General features: G+C 71.3%; 13 protein-coding genes and 1 tRNA gene. 4 read left to right on the top strand and 10 right to left on the bottom strand.

Features of this window, described 5'->3' with window-relative positions; translation table 11 throughout:
• The first annotated feature begins 3 nt into the window (after positions 1-3).
• Genes BCAV_RS11445 through BCAV_RS11430 form a run of 4 tightly spaced genes read left to right on the top strand, consistent with a single transcriptional unit; the run spans position 4 to position 4,801 of the window.
• Positions 4-912 (top strand): carbohydrate ABC transporter permease, encoded by a 909-nt coding sequence (locus BCAV_RS11445; protein ID WP_015882764.1) that lies wholly within the window; start codon positions 4-6, stop codon positions 910-912.
• The gene (locus BCAV_RS11440) at positions 912-1,748 is read left to right on the top strand and encodes a carbohydrate ABC transporter permease (protein WP_015882763.1); all 837 of its coding nucleotides are present in this window, start codon (positions 912-914) and stop codon (positions 1,746-1,748) included. The genes BCAV_RS11445 and BCAV_RS11440 overlap by 1 nt, the downstream gene beginning before the upstream one ends.
• A 32-nt stretch (positions 1,749-1,780) precedes the next feature.
• On the top strand, positions 1,781-2,752 hold the full coding sequence (locus tag BCAV_RS11435) for a glycoside hydrolase family 130 protein (protein WP_015882762.1): 972 nt from the start codon (positions 1,781-1,783) through the stop codon (positions 2,750-2,752).
• A 30-nt stretch (positions 2,753-2,782) separates the two neighbouring features.
• Positions 2,783-4,801, top strand: a complete 2,019-nt coding sequence (locus BCAV_RS11430; RefSeq protein ID WP_015882761.1) for a hypothetical protein — start codon at positions 2,783-2,785, stop codon at positions 4,799-4,801.
• Here BCAV_RS11430 and BCAV_RS22515 read toward each other — a convergent pair.
• The 10 genes from BCAV_RS22515 to BCAV_RS11385 all read right to left on the bottom strand — a co-directional run bounded on the left by BCAV_RS22515 (position 4,791) and on the right by BCAV_RS11385 (position 13,327).
• A complete protein-coding gene (locus tag BCAV_RS22515) occupies positions 4,791-4,946 on the bottom strand; it encodes a hypothetical protein (protein ID WP_222836637.1) in 156 nt (51 codons plus the stop codon). The genes BCAV_RS11430 and BCAV_RS22515 overlap by 11 nt on opposite strands.
• 148 nt (positions 4,947-5,094) lie before the next feature.
• Positions 5,095-6,171, bottom strand: coding sequence for a M23 family metallopeptidase (locus tag BCAV_RS11425; protein WP_187292813.1), 1,077 nt, complete (start codon positions 6,169-6,171; stop codon positions 5,095-5,097).
• A 128-nt stretch (positions 6,172-6,299) separates the two neighbouring features.
• Positions 6,300-7,292, bottom strand: coding sequence for a Gfo/Idh/MocA family protein (locus BCAV_RS11420; RefSeq protein ID WP_015882758.1), 993 nt, complete (start codon positions 7,290-7,292; stop codon positions 6,300-6,302).
• A complete protein-coding gene (locus BCAV_RS11415; protein WP_015882757.1) occupies positions 7,289-8,299 on the bottom strand; it encodes a zinc-dependent alcohol dehydrogenase family protein in 1,011 nt (336 codons plus the stop codon). The genes BCAV_RS11420 and BCAV_RS11415 overlap by 4 nt, the downstream gene beginning before the upstream one ends.
• A 38-nt stretch (positions 8,300-8,337) precedes the next feature.
• Entirely contained in the window at positions 8,338-9,234 is an 897-nt protein-coding gene (locus BCAV_RS11410) for a carbohydrate ABC transporter permease (RefSeq protein ID WP_015882756.1), read from the bottom strand.
• Positions 9,231-10,154, bottom strand: coding sequence for a carbohydrate ABC transporter permease (locus tag BCAV_RS11405; protein ID WP_015882755.1), 924 nt, complete (start codon positions 10,152-10,154; stop codon positions 9,231-9,233). The genes BCAV_RS11410 and BCAV_RS11405 overlap by 4 nt, the downstream gene beginning before the upstream one ends.
• A 9-nt stretch (positions 10,155-10,163) precedes the next feature.
• Complete coding sequence (locus BCAV_RS11400) at positions 10,164-11,489, bottom strand: type 2 periplasmic-binding domain-containing protein (RefSeq protein WP_015882754.1); 1,326 nt, start codon at positions 11,487-11,489, stop codon at positions 10,164-10,166.
• A 113-nt stretch (positions 11,490-11,602) separates the two neighbouring features.
• Positions 11,603-12,613 (bottom strand): LacI family DNA-binding transcriptional regulator, encoded by a 1,011-nt coding sequence (locus BCAV_RS11395; protein ID WP_015882753.1) that lies wholly within the window; start codon positions 12,611-12,613, stop codon positions 11,603-11,605.
• Between the two features lie 67 nt (positions 12,614-12,680).
• Positions 12,681-12,768 (bottom strand) — tRNA-Leu (locus tag BCAV_RS11390).
• 70 nt (positions 12,769-12,838) lie between these two features.
• Positions 12,839-13,327: a GNAT family N-acetyltransferase gene (locus tag BCAV_RS11385; RefSeq protein ID WP_015882752.1), complete on the bottom strand. Its 489-nt coding sequence runs from the start codon at positions 13,325-13,327 to the stop codon at positions 12,839-12,841.
• Positions 13,328-13,395: the final 68 nt, after the last annotated feature.

Raw genomic sequence — 13,395 nt, 5'->3', positions numbered from 1 at the left:
GGCGTGACCTCCTCCTCGATCGCGCTGCGCACCCCGCGCCGGAACTGGTGGGGTGCGCAGCCGATCGGGTCCCTGTTCGCGCTGCCCTATCTCGTGTTCGTGGCGGTGATCTTCGCGTACCCGCTCGGCTTCGCCGTCTACATCGCGTTCCACGACTACTTCTTCACGGCCCCCGGCGTCGAGGTGCCGAAACCGTTCGTGGGGTTCGACAACTTCGTCACGGCGCTCACCGACCCGCAGGTGCTCGAGTCCTTCCGGAACACGGCCGTGTTCCTCGTCATCAACGTGCCGCTGACGGTGGTGCTCGGCCTCGTGCTGGCGACAGCGCTCGACGCGGGCGTGCGATGGGCGTCCGCGTACCGCATCGCGTTCTTCGTGCCGTACCTGACGGCGAGCGTGTCCCTCGTCGGGGTGTGGATGCTGCTCTTCTCCTCCGGCGGGCTCGTGAACGCGGTGCTCGGCCCGCTGGCGCCGGACCCGTCATGGCTGGTGAACCCCGCGCTCGCCATGCCGACGATCGCCCTCTACGTCACGTGGAAGCAGCTCGGCTTCTACATCCTGCTGTACCTCGCGGCGTTGCAGAACGTGCCGCGTGAGCTGCACGAGTCCGCCGAGACGGACGGCGCGAACGGCTGGCAGCGGTTCCTCAACGTCACGGTCCCCGGCGTCCGGGCGACGACGACGCTCGTGCTCATCCTCGCGATCATCACCGGCGCGAACCTGTTCACGGAGCCGTACCTGCTGACGAACGGGGGCGGCCCGGACGGCGCCTCGGTGACGCCGGTGCTCCTCATCTACCAACGGGGCATCCAGCAGCAGAACCCGGACGTCGCCGCGGCGATCGGGATGATCCTCGTCATCGTCGTCGGGCTGCTGTCGCTCATCGCCAACCGCGTCAACCGGGAGACCTGATGCGCCAGACCTCGAGCCTGCTCTGGCTGCGGTACGTCCTGCTCACGATCGCCGCGCTGATGTTCGCGTTCCCGTTCTACTTCATGGTGGTCGGCGCCTTCCAGGAGAACCCGACGAACACACCCGACCAGCTCGTGCCGCAGTCGGGATGGACGACCCAGAACTTCACGAACATCGACTCACGGATCGACCTTGCCGGTTCGCTCGTGAACTCCCTCGTGTTCACAGCGGGCGTGCTGCTGGGGACCGTCGTGTTCGGGCTGCTCGCCGGCTACGCCATGGGCCGGCTGGACTTCCGCGGTCGCGGCGTGACCTGGGTGCTCATGCTGCTCGTGCAGATGGTGCCGTTCCAGCTGCTCATGATCCCGCTGTACGTGCAGATCACCAGCAGCTACGGGCTCGGCGACACGTACCTCGGGATGATCCTGCCGTTCGCGATCAACACGACGGCGGTGTTCATCTTCACGCAGTTCTTCCGTGCGCTGCCGCGCGAGATGTTCGAGGCGGCGCGCATCGACGGCGCGAGCGAGCTGCGGATCCTCCGGTCGATCGCCGTGCCGCTGGTGAGGCCGGCCATCGCGACGGTCGTGCTCGTGACGTTCATCGGCCCGTGGAACGAGTTCCTCTGGCCGTTCCTCATCACGAAGGACTCCTCGATGCAGCCGCTCGCGGTCTCGCTGGCGAACTACATCTCCAACGTCGCGCAGTCGACGTCCAACGCCAACGGCGCGATCCTCGCGGGTGCGACCGCCCTGGCGTTCCCCGTCGTCATCCTGTTCTGCCTGTTCCAGCGGTACTTCACCGCCTCCGACCTCGGCGCCGCCGTGAAGGGCTGACCCACACCATGACCGCTGCCGAGGAGTACCCCATGTTCACCGGTGCCTCGTTCCCGCTGGGGCCGTTCGTCCCGTACGAGCAGAACCCGATCCTGCGCCCGCGCGGCGGCAGCTGGGAGTCGGCGAACCTGTACAACCCGGCCGCGCTGGTGGACGGCGACGAGGTGCTGCTGCTGTACCGGGCGCACGCGGAGGACATCGTGTCCCACATCGGGCTCGCCCGGAGCGGCGACGGCTACCACTTCGAGCGCGACGCCGAGCCGATCCTCTCGCCGGCCGAGGACTACGAGCGGTACGGCTGCGAGGACCCGCGCATCGCCGTCGTCGACGGCACCTACTACCTCACGTACACGGGCTGGGACCGGCGCAGCGCCCAGCTGTGCCTCGCGACGTCGACCGACCTGCGCACGTGGACCCGGCACGGGCCGTTGTTCCCCGACTTCGACACGTTCGCCACCGTCGACCCTCGGGGCTTCGGCTGGTCGAAGGCGGGCGTCATCGTCCCCGTCCGGATGCAGGGACGGTGGTGGATGTACTTCGGCGAGGGGGCGCTCTACTGGGCCACCAGCGACGACCTCATCCACTGGACGCCCGGAACACCTGACACGGAACCCATGTACTCGCCCACGCCGGGGTCGTTCGATGCCGACCTCGTGGAGATCGGCACCTCCCCGGTGCTCACCGACAACGGGCTGCTCGTCATGCTGACGAACGGCGCGACGCGGACGGTCCATCCGGCCGGGAGCGTCGACGTCGACTACCGGTGCGGTCAGATCGCCATCGACCCGGACGACCCGACGCGGGTGCTGGCGCGCCTCCAGGTGCCGTGGCTGCGCCCGCAGACCGCCGAGGACCTCCACGGCCTCGTGTCGAACGTGACGTTCGTCGAGGGGCTCGTGTCCTTCCGGGGGAAGTGGTTCGCGTACTACGGGCAGGCCGACACCACGCTCGCCGTCGCCGTCCACGACCCCGCCCGACCCTGGGGCGCGACCCTGCGCGCCTGAACCCCACCCGGCACCACGAGAGGCGAGACGATGACGACTCGACGGACGTTCCTCGGCACCTGCGCGGCGGCGGGCGCCGTCGCTCTGACCACGGCGGCGCCCACCACGGCGGCGCCCGCAACCGCCGTCCCGCGCGGGCGCGACCACCCTGGGAGGCCGCGCCTGACGAACCTGGACCACCTGCGCTTCCTGCTCGACGACGTCCCCCTCGTGCCGTCCGGGACGCACACCACGTACCGCATCGAGGAGGAGCCGACGGCGCTCGCACCGTGGACGTACGCGGACGCCGACGGCGCGACGTTCCGCCGCATCGGCGGCGGCGCGCTGGACCCGGCCACCGGGTACTACTCGCAGGGAGCCTTCAACGCCGACGACATCGCGCGAGCCGCCGTCGTCCTCCTCCGCGACTGGCGGGCGAGCGGCGACGAGCGCAGCAGGGACGGCGCCCACGAGGTGCTCCGTGCCCTGGCGTACCTGCAGAACGACAGCGGCCCGGACGCCGGTCGTGTGGTGCTGTGGCAGCAGGTGGACGGAAGCCTCAACCCGAGCGCCGAGCCCGTCGAGCTGCCCGACCCGTCCGACTCCGCGGAGTCGTACTGGCTGGCGCGCACGGTCTGGGCGTTCGGCGAGGGGTACGCCGCGTTCCGCCGCGCCGACGCCGAGTTCGCGCGGTTCCTGCTCGAGCGGCTGCACCTGTGCCTGGACGCCCTCGAGGCCGAGTCGCTGTCGCGGTACGGCCAGTGGGTGACCAGCGACGGCGTGGACCTGCCCGCGTGGCTCGTCGTGGGCGGCGCGGACGCGACCGCCGAGGCGATGCTCGGCCTCGTCGCCGTCGCCCGAGAGATGCCGCGCGAGCGTCGGTTCACGCGCGCCCTCGACCGCTACGCCGAGGGTGTCGCTGCCATGGGTGGCGCGAGCGGGGCCGCGTGGCCGTTCGGCGCCGTGCTCCCGTGGACCGGCGCCCTGGGTTTCTGGCACGCGTGGGGCGGCGCGGCGCCGGAGGCGCTCGCGAGCGCGGGCCGCACACGCCGGCGGCGCGACTGGGTACGGGCGGCCATCGCCGACGCCGGCACGTTCACGCCGCTCGTGCTCGCCTCGGGCGGACCGCACAACGCGTGGACCCCGGTGCCCGGCGAGGCGCAGATCGCGTACGGCGCGCACGGCCGGGTCGCCGGTGTGCTCGCGGCCGCCGACGCGGGCGGAGGGCCGGGTCTCGACGTCCTGGCGGGCCTGGCGGCCGGATGGTTCTTCGGCGCCAACACCGCCGGCGTCCGCGTGTACGACCCGGCCACCGGCGTCACGTTCGACGGCGTCGAGACGGACGGCCGCGTGAACCGGAACTCCGGCGCGGAGTCCACCATCCACGGGCTGCTGGCGATGATGCTGCTGGACGACCGTCCCGAGGTCGCCGAGCTGGCCACCTCCGTGACCGGTCTCGTCGCGCACGACGGGGTCAGCGCCGTCGACGCCGAGAGTGCGCGGCTCAGCGCCGGGTGCACGATCGTGCGGCCGGCGACGGGCGCGTGGACCGGCGAGGGCAACCTCACGGGCGGCGGGTACGTGCACGTGCCCGCGGGGGAGTGGGTGGAGTTCGACGTCGACGCGCCCGCCGGGACGTGGGCGCTGCCGATCGTGTGGCGCACGCGCGAGGACGCCGGCTCGGCGCGCTGGGAGATCGTCGGCGGTCGGCGGCTCGGGGAGACGCTCAACGGCGGCACGGGCGACGCCGGCCTCACCGAGGTGGAGGGGAGTCTCGTCCCGCAGCTCCTGGGGCGGCCGCTGCCCGCGGGGCCGCTGACCGTGCGCGTCACGAGCGACGGCGACCTCCGCCTCGACGCGCTGCTGCTGCGACCCGCCGTCGCGACGGCGCACTACGCGACGACGTCGGGCGACGCCGTGCTGTACGCGGGTTCGACCGAGAGGGCGACGACGACGCCCGCGCTCGCCGCCGGCCGCGGCTGGGCGTACGACGCCGACGGCGACCGGCGCGGGCGGGTCTCGGGCGACCGCGTCCGCGTCGCCGCGGGAGGCTTCACGATCACGCGGTGAAGAACGCGGCGCTCTCCTCATCGGCCGGGTAGTACGCCTCGATGACGACCTCGTCCAACGCGACGTCCATCGGCGTCCCGAACGTCGTGAGGGTCGAGAACATCCGCAGCTCTCGGCCGTCGATACGGAGAAGCATCGGGATCACGACGTCACGCTCGACCGACCCGGCGGGCGGGTCGTCGAGATGGTGGGCTCAAGGAGGCCAAGAACGCCGTGGACGAAGTCGGGCGCCGGATCGGCTGACCGCCAGCGATCCGGCGGGTGGTGCGCTCGGGCTGGGTTCGCGCTCCGGCTCAGGGTTCGGGATCAGGTGTGCTCGACGGCGTCGGCTCGGGTTCCGGTTCGGTGGGGTCGGGAGTGGGCTCTGGTTCGGTGGGGTCGGGAGTGGGCTCTGGTTCGGTGGGGTCGGGAGTGGGCTCTGGTTCGGTGGGGTCGGGAGTGGGCTCTGGTTCGGTGGGGTCGGGGGCGGGCGTGGGCTCCGCCTCGGGTTCAGGAGTCGGTGCCGCGGGGCTCTGGTCGACTGGTTCCGGCTCGGGTTCTCCGATCACCTCATCGATAGGATCGCCAGTGCCCTGAGGAGCGTCGCTCCAGTCCCAGCGGTAGGGGTTGTCCGGGTCTCCGGTCAGCGACTTCTCGCCCGAGGGGCGACCCCCGGGGATGTCGACCCCGCGGGCGTTCAAGTAGTCCACAGGATTGACGGCCGCGCCGTCGACCCACGCAGAGAAGTGCAGGTGGGGCCCGGTGGAGCGGCCCGCGCTTCCGACCAAGGCGATGACGTCCCCTGTCTCGACGTCGTCGCCGATCTCGACGAGCACGCCGTCGTGGTACATGTGGTTGTACGAGGTGCTGGTGCCATCGGTGTGCTCGATGACGATGACCCAACCGGACAGTCCCAGGACACGGTTGCCGAGGCCGACGTAGCTGACGGTGCCGGCACCGGCCGCGAGGATCTCGGATCCCGCAGGTGCCGCCAGATCGATTCCGTTGTGGAACGTGCCGATGCCGAACGCGAAGACGGACGCTCGCGGGCCATATTGGGAGGTCAGGTGGCTGGTGGGCAGCGGGTGCACCCAGAGCTCGTCCTCGACCTCCGGCCGCGCTGACGTGACCTGCGCGGTCGAGAACTGGAACACCGCGTCCGTGGGAACGCTGATGACGGGTGAAGCCGCGAAGGGTTCTGTCGGGGCCTCCGACCACGCATCGTTGCCGGGAAGCTGCGTGTCGAACGCGGACGGTGCCGCCAACGCAGAAGGCGCGGCGAACGCCAGCAGCGCAGTGGCTGTGAGAGCGCATGCCGCAGCGGCTCTCGCTCTGCCGCAGACCTTCATCCCTGGCCCCTTAGCCCTGCAGCGGCGCCGCGCGCGCGGCACCCTGGGGCGATGATATCGGAGGCCGTCCCTGACCGCCGTGGGAGCAAGGCTCCGCCGCGGCCGCGAACCTCGCATGGTGGGAGCCGGCGCACGCCGGGTGAGGCCCGCACGCCGACCGCGGGCGGCGATCACTCGGAGGGGACGGACTCCCGCCGACCGGTCGCGTAGGAGCGGATCGCCGCGTGTGCCAGCTCGAGGGCGCGGAGCCCCGCGCGCGCGTGCACCGGCGGTTCTCCGCCCGCGCGCAGCGCCGGGATCAGGGCGTCCAGGTGGTCGTCGAACGTCGCCTCGAACGCCCGGCCCCGGTCGTCGAAGTAGCCGGCCTCCCACACCCGGCGGGTGGTCTCGCCGGTTCGAGCCAGCTCGAACCGGCGCACTGTGTCGACGACGAGCGCGCGCCCGCCGTCGCCGTCGAGCTCGAGGCGGTGCGTCTCGGGGTAGGCGTACGAGGTGTCGTAGCTGCCGACGAGCGACCCGACGGCGCCGCTCGCGAACGCCAGCGCGATCGAGACGGTGCTGTGCCCCCGGTCCGGGAACTGCGTGAACTCGGCGCTCACGGAGCTGATCGGGCCGGCGAGGTGCTCGAGCATGTCGAAGCCGTGGCACTGGGTCTCGATGAGGTTGCCGTCGGGGCCGCTGCCGGTCCCGCCCTCTCCGCCGAAGCGCCATGTCGCGAACGAGAGCCGGCCGAGCTCCCCGGCGTCGACGGCGGCGCGCGCCATCCGCACCGGCGTCGCGAACCGGTGGTTGAAATTGATGGCGAAGAACGTCCCGCGGCGCTCTGCCTCCGCCACGAGCCGGCGGCCCTCGTCGAGGTCGAACGCGAGCGGCTTCTCGACGAGCAGCGGCACCCCGCGCTCGAGAAGGTGGAGCGTCGGGGCGTAGTGCGCCGTGTTCGGCAGGCACACGCTGACGAGGTCGGGACGTTCGACGTCGAGCATGCGGTCGACGTCGTCGTACCCGCGCGCGCCGACGCCCGCCGCGCGCTGCTCCGCGTGCGCGAGCGTGCGCGCCGCGACGCCGACCACGCGGACGTCCTCGCGCGCCGAGAAGGCGCGCACGTGCTGGCGGCCCCAGCCGCCGGCCCCGACGACGGCGACCCTCAGGCGCTCGTCGGTCATCGCGCGACACCGTCCTGCGTCACGACGACCTTCCCGCTCCCGCCGCCGAGGAACGTGGTGAACGCTCCCGCGAGCTCCGCGACGTCGAACGTGTGCGTGATCACGCGGGCGACGGCGTCCCGGTGGTCGCGGAGGAGCTCCAGGTTGCGCTCGAGGTCGCCGTACGGAAAGTACTCCGACCCGATCACTGCCCGTTCCGTCGCGATGAGGTCCCGCGAGACGTCGAGGTGCAGCTCCTGCCCGTGCCCGACGCACACGAGCACGCCGGGCTTCCTGAGCCCGGCGAGCGCCGCCGCGCGCGCCTCCGTCCGGCCGGACGAGTCGACGGCGAGGTCGACCGGCTCCAGCGATCCGACCTCGTGGGGAGCGACGGCGACCGTCGCGCCCAAGGACGCGGCGAGCCCGAGCCGCTCCGGCGACACGTCGCTCACGGCGATCGGGACGTCGTCGCCGTAGCGGATCCGGGCCATCACCAGCGTCCCGAGCCCCACCGGCCCCGCCCCGACGACGTGGATCGACCCGACGTCCGGGAGGAGCCGTTCCGCGCGGTCCAGCGCATGGCCGCTCGTGCCCATGACGTCGAGGAGCATCGTGGCGAGCGCGAACGGGACGTCGTCGTCGACGGCGAAGAACACCCTCTCCTCGACGAGCACGAACGGCCCGAGGCCACCGTCGCGGTTGAAACCGACGTCGCCCTGCTTGTCGAGGCAGAGGTTCGTCATGCCGCGGCGGCAGTTGCGACACCGTCCGCAGAACACCATGAGGTAGACGACGCCGCGCGTCCCGACCGAGGTCCGCGTCTCCGGCCCGGCCGCCACCACCTCGCCGGCCAGCTCGTGCCCGGGCACCACGTCCGCGCCGTGCGCCCAGGCACCCCTGTCGCTCCCGCACAGGGCGTTCGCGCGGACGCGGAGCAGCAGCTGGCCGGCGCCCGGGTCGGGGTAGGAGATCGGCACGACGTCGATGCGCTCGTCTCCGACGAGACGCGGTGCTTCGGAGATGGTCACGTGGTTCCTCTCGGGTGTGGCGGTCGGGGTGGTGCGGGTCAGGTCCCGGCGATCCCCGTGGTGGAGATGCTCCGGATGATCTGACGTTGGAAGAAGACGAAGACGACGATGAGCGGCAGGGCGGCGATCACAGCCTGCGCCATCTTGAGCGCGAACGTCACGCCGTAGCCCGGAGTCACTGCCTGCAGGCCGACGGGCAGGGTCATGAGGGCGGGGTTGTTCGTCACGATGAACGGCCAGAGGAAGTTGTTCCACGCGCCGATGAAGATGAAGATCGCGACGGCGGCGATGATCGGTCGGGACAGCGGGAGCACGATCCCGAGGAAGATCCGGAGGCGGCTGGCGCCGTCGACCAGCGCCGCGTCCTCCAGCTCCTGCGGGACCTCGTCGAAGAACCGCTTGAGCACGAAGATCATGGCCGGGTGGATGAGCTGGGGCAGGATGATGCCCCAGTACGTGTCGACGAGACCGAGGGCCAGCATCTCGTCGAACAGGGGCACGATGAAGATCTGCGTCGGCACCATGATCGACGCGATCGTCAAGACATACAGCGCCTTCCGGCCCGGGAAGTCCAGCCGGGAGAACGCGTACGCCGTCAGCGTCGAGACGACGAGGCTCAGCACGGTGACGGCGACCGCCACCAGGGCGCTGTTGCCCATCCACAGGGGCACGTTGCCGGCGTCGACGATCGCCCGGTAGGCGCTCGTCGTGTACCCGCCCTCGGGAAGCACGGACACCGGGAGCGCCGAGGCGTCGGTCTCGGACTTGAACGACGTGTTGAGCGCCCACAGGAACGGCAGGAGCCAGGCGAAGGCGACGACGGCGAGCGTCGCGTACGCGGCGACGAGACCGGCGCGCACGCTGTGCTGCGGCCCGCGGGGCCGGGTGGACGGCGGCGGCGGAGCGGTACGGCGGGGGGCGGCGAGCGTGGTCATGACGCGGACCTCCGGGCGAAGAGGCGGAACTGGGCGAGCGAGAGCACGACGACGATCGCGAAGAAGATGTAGGAGATCGCGGAGGCGTACCCCAGCCGATAGCTGCTGAATCCGGTGTCGTAGACGTACATGAGGATCGCCCGGGTCGAGTTCTCCGGGCCGCCACCGGTCATCTGATAGATCTGGTCGAACACCTTGATCGAGGCCAGCACCTGGAGCGCGACGACGAGCGCCGTCGTCCGCCGCAGCAGCGGGAGCGTGATCGAGACGAGCTGCCGCCACCCGGACGCGCCGTCGACGGCCGCCGCCTCGAAGATCTGGGCGGGGATGGCCTGCACCGACGTCAGGTACAGCAGGAAGTTGAAGCCGACGGTCCACCACACGGTGGCCATGACGACCGCGTACATCGCCGTGCTCGGGTCCTGCAGCCAGGCGGGTCCCGTGATGCCGATCCGTGCGAGCGTCGCGTTGATCAGGCCGAGGTCCGGGTTGAGGAGCCAGACGCAGATCTGGCTGACCACGGTCGACGCGAGCAGGAACGGCATGAAGATCGCCAGGCGCCACAGCCACTGACCTCGAACCTTGAGGTTGACGAGCAGCGCGAACGCCAGGGGCAGCACCACCAGAGGCACGGTGGTGAGGACCGTGAACCAGACGGTGTTGCCGAGGGAACGCCACATGACGGGGTCGGCGAACGCCTCGGCGTAGTTGGCGAGCCCGATGAAGGCGGCCGGGTCGACGCCGGCGAGGTTGCGGTCGGTGAGGCTCAACCACAGCCCGTAGATGGTGGGCCACACGAGGAACATCGCGAACAGGACGACGAACGGGGCGACGTAGAGCAGCCCGAGCGGATGACGGCGCAGCGGGCGACGCGTTCTCGCCGCGCCCGGCGCCGTGACGGTGGTGGGGACGGAAGACATCCGGGCTCCTCAGATCACTGCCTGACGGACGAAGTCGTCAGTCATCTCGGTGAAGGACGTGAGTGCGTCGGACGTGGACGCGGTGCCGAGCAGCGCGGCTTGGACCGCCTGCCCGAACTGGGCCTGCCAGTTCGAGCCCGAACCGGCGAACGACACGGCGGGGTCGAAGTGCAGGTACTCGGCGGTCTCGGCGTAGTGCGTGTTCGGCATGAGGCCGCCGAACTCGGGCTCCAGCGTGATCGGGGTGTACGCCGGCGTGTGGCCGGCCGTGGCCCACGTGAGGGAGTGCTTGAGGATGAGCGACACGGCCTCGTAGACCTTCTCCCGCCGGTCCTCGTCGGGGCGGTCCTGATGGGGCAGGACGAACGCGTGGGAGTCGCCCCAGACGGCGTCCAGCCCGGTGCCGAACAGGTTCGGGATCGGTGAGGCGTCGAGAGGGACACCGGAGTCGAGCAGCCCGGGGACATCCCACACGCCGGAGAGGAACTCGCCGGCGCCGCCGGAGGTGAACGTCGAGAACGCGAAGCCGCCGTCGGAACGCCGGTTCGCGGCGTCGCTGGAGATGATCGCGATGATCGTGTCGAGCGCTCCGACGAACGCGTCCTCGGAGAACTGGAAGACGCCGTCGGCCATCTCCATGGTCGCGCCCTGCTGGGTGTAGAACGTCCAGAACAGGCGCCACATGTGGGCGGAGTCGCCGAGCCAGCCGTAGCAGATGCCGAGGTCGCCGGTGACGTCGGCCATCGCCCGGGCCTGGTCGACGAACTCCTCGACGTCGGACGCCGCGGGGATCGTGCCGTCGGCGTCCAGGAGCCCGGCGGCGTCGGCCACGTCCGGGTTGAAGAACCTCACGAACGCGTGGGAGTCGAGCGAGATGGCGAACAGCTTCCCGTCGACCTGCATACGCTCGAAGATCGGCGCGGCGAACGTCTCCTCCGAGACGCCGTACGGCTCGAAGCGGGCGATGTCCCACTCGTCGAGCAGGCCGCCGGGCGCGTACCCGGCCAGCCGGGAGAGGTGCACGACGGCGAGATCGGGGGCGCGCCCTCCGGCTGAGGCCATGGCGAGCTTCGTGTAGTACGGCGTCCCCCACGCGAGCACCGTCTGCTTGATCCGGGCACCGGAGAGCTCACCGGCCATCTCGTGCAGGATCTCGTCCATCCGGATGCCGTCGCCGCCACCCATCAGGTGCCAGAACGCGAGCTCCGCAGCCGTCGTCGACCCGGGTGCCGCGCACGCGCCCAGTGCACCGATCCCGAGCCCCGCACCCCCGGCGAGCCCGGCGCGCAGGAGTGTCCTCCGGTCGAGCGTCGGGGGTCCTGTTCGCTTCACCATGCCACCTCCTCGTGGTCATTGCTTCGTAGCAACTCACTGTCGAGCGGTATGGAAGCACAGCGTTGCTACGTAGCACAAGAGGGTGATCGAGAGTCGAGCCGGTTGCGGAGAGGTCAGGCGGTCGCGGGCGTGCCGGTGCTCTCGCGGACGTGCAGGTGGAACGGCGTGCGGTGGTGAGCCGGGACGCGCTGCGAGCCGTCGAGCTGGGCGGCCAGGAGATCGAGCGCCGCCGCCGCGAGGTCGTCGGCCGCCGGTCCGACGGAGGTCAGCGACGGCACGGAGAACTGGGCCTCCTTGATGTCGTCGAACCCGATGACGGCCACGTCCGCGGGCACAGTCCTACCCGCGCGGACCAGCGCACGGATGGCGCCGAGCGCCGCCGAGTCGTTCATCGCGAAGAGCGCGTCGAACGCGATGCCGGGCTGCTCGAGGAGCGCCCGCACGGCCTGCTCGCCCGCGGCGTGCGACCAGGAGCACGCCACGACGAGGTCGGGGTCGTACGCCACCTGATGCTCGGCGAGCGCGTCTCGGTAGCCGGCCATGCGCAGCTCGAGCGTGCGGGACGGGCCGGTCCGGCCCCCGAGGAGCACGATCCGCCGGCGGCCCAGCTCGAGGAGGTGCGTCACCGCGGCGTGCGCCGCCCCACGGTTGTCCGTGCCGACGTGGTCGAGCTGGCTGTACAGCTCTCGGTCACCGACCAGCACGAGGGGGTAGTCCGGGTGGCGGATCGCCTCGTCCCGCGCCGTCAGCGCGACGGCGCTCATGATGACGCCGTCAGTGAGGAGGTCGCCGCCGCGCAGCAGCGCCAGCTCGTTCTCGCGATCCCCGTCCGTCGTCTCGACCAGCACCTTGAGATCACGGCGGTCGGCCTCCGCGACGACGGCGGCCGCGAGGTCAGCGAAGTAGCGCTCGTGGAGGCTGGGCACCGCGAGCGTGACGGTCGCCGTCCGGCCACGTCGAAGGCGCTGCGCCGCGACGTTCGGCCGGTAGCCGAGCGCCTCGATGCTCGCGAGCACCTTCTCCCGGGTCGCAGGGGCGACGTTCACGCTGCCGGTGACGACGTTCGAGACCGTCCGTTGCGAGACTCCGGCGTGGCGTGCCACGTCGTTCATGCTCACGGCCATCGCGACCCTCCATCCGCTCGTGCGGAGACGACGAACGGCGGGACCCGACCGGGTCCCGCCGTTCGCGTGGTGTCCGAGGGGGGACTTGAACCCCCACGCCCTATACGGGCACTAGCACCTCAAGCTAGCGCGTCTGCCAATTCCGCCACCCGGACGGGGTGTGCCGCAGACCCCTCTCAGGCGCCTGGCGACGGCCGTCAACATACCACGTGGGGTGGGGCTGAATCACATCTGTGGCGCCAGATCCAGGGCGAGCGCGACCTGGTGTCCGTCGTCTCGGACGGCGCCCGTGAGCACCCATCCCGCCTGGGTGTAGAAGGCGAGGCCGCGCTCGTAGCCGGCCACTGTCCACAGCACCGCGCGGGGGTACCCGGCGGCGCGCAGGTCGGCGAGCGCGGCTGCCATCAGCGCCGACCCGACCCCGCTCCGCCAGTGCCCCGGGTCGACGGCGATCGTGTCCAGCTCGCCGAGGTCGCCATCGGCCGGGTCACGGCTCGGTCCAGTGCCGACGAAGCCGACGACGACGCCGCCCCGCTCCGCCACCTGCCACGTCACGACCCCGTCGGCGAGGGCTCGGCGCCAGCGCACACGGTCGTCGTCGCCCAGGGTGCGGGTGTGCAGCAGGTGCCCGAAGCCGGCGTTCCAGGACTCGACGTAGATCCGCGCCACGTCCGCGGCATCCTCGACGCCGGCGCCGCGCACCACCACGTCCATCCCGACAGCCTGGCACGACCGCTGGCCGAAACGCGCCGTGCGCGCCACGACCCTGCGCTACGTTCCGA

It is taken from the genome of Beutenbergia cavernae DSM 12333 (assembly GCF_000023105.1).
GTDB lineage: Bacteria > Actinomycetota > Actinomycetes > Actinomycetales > Beutenbergiaceae > Beutenbergia > Beutenbergia cavernae.
Note: the sequence above shows the minus strand (reverse complement) of the source record. Positions and strands in the feature narration are given on the sequence as shown.

Coding starts and splice junctions, on each gene's coding strand:
- BCAV_RS11440 (WP_015882763.1), top strand. CDS start 912: ATGCGCCAGACCTCGAGCCTGCTCTGGCTGCGGTACGTCCTGCTCACG.
- BCAV_RS11435 (WP_015882762.1), top strand. CDS start 1,781: ATGTTCACCGGTGCCTCGTTCCCGCTGGGGCCGTTCGTCCCGTACGAG.
- BCAV_RS11430 (WP_015882761.1), top strand. CDS start 2,783: ATGACGACTCGACGGACGTTCCTCGGCACCTGCGCGGCGGCGGGCGCC.
- BCAV_RS11420 (WP_015882758.1), bottom strand. CDS start 7,292: ATGACCGACGAGCGCCTGAGGGTCGCCGTCGTCGGGGCCGGCGGCTGG.
- BCAV_RS11410 (WP_015882756.1), bottom strand. CDS start 9,234: ATGACCACGCTCGCCGCCCCCCGCCGTACCGCTCCGCCGCCGCCGTCC.
- BCAV_RS11405 (WP_015882755.1), bottom strand. CDS start 10,154: ATGTCTTCCGTCCCCACCACCGTCACGGCGCCGGGCGCGGCGAGAACG.
- BCAV_RS11400 (WP_015882754.1), bottom strand. CDS start 11,489: ATGGTGAAGCGAACAGGACCCCCGACGCTCGACCGGAGGACACTCCTG.
- BCAV_RS11395 (WP_015882753.1), bottom strand. CDS start 12,613: ATGGCCGTGAGCATGAACGACGTGGCACGCCACGCCGGAGTCTCGCAA.
- BCAV_RS11385 (WP_015882752.1), bottom strand. CDS start 13,327: ATGGACGTGGTGGTGCGCGGCGCCGGCGTCGAGGATGCCGCGGACGTG.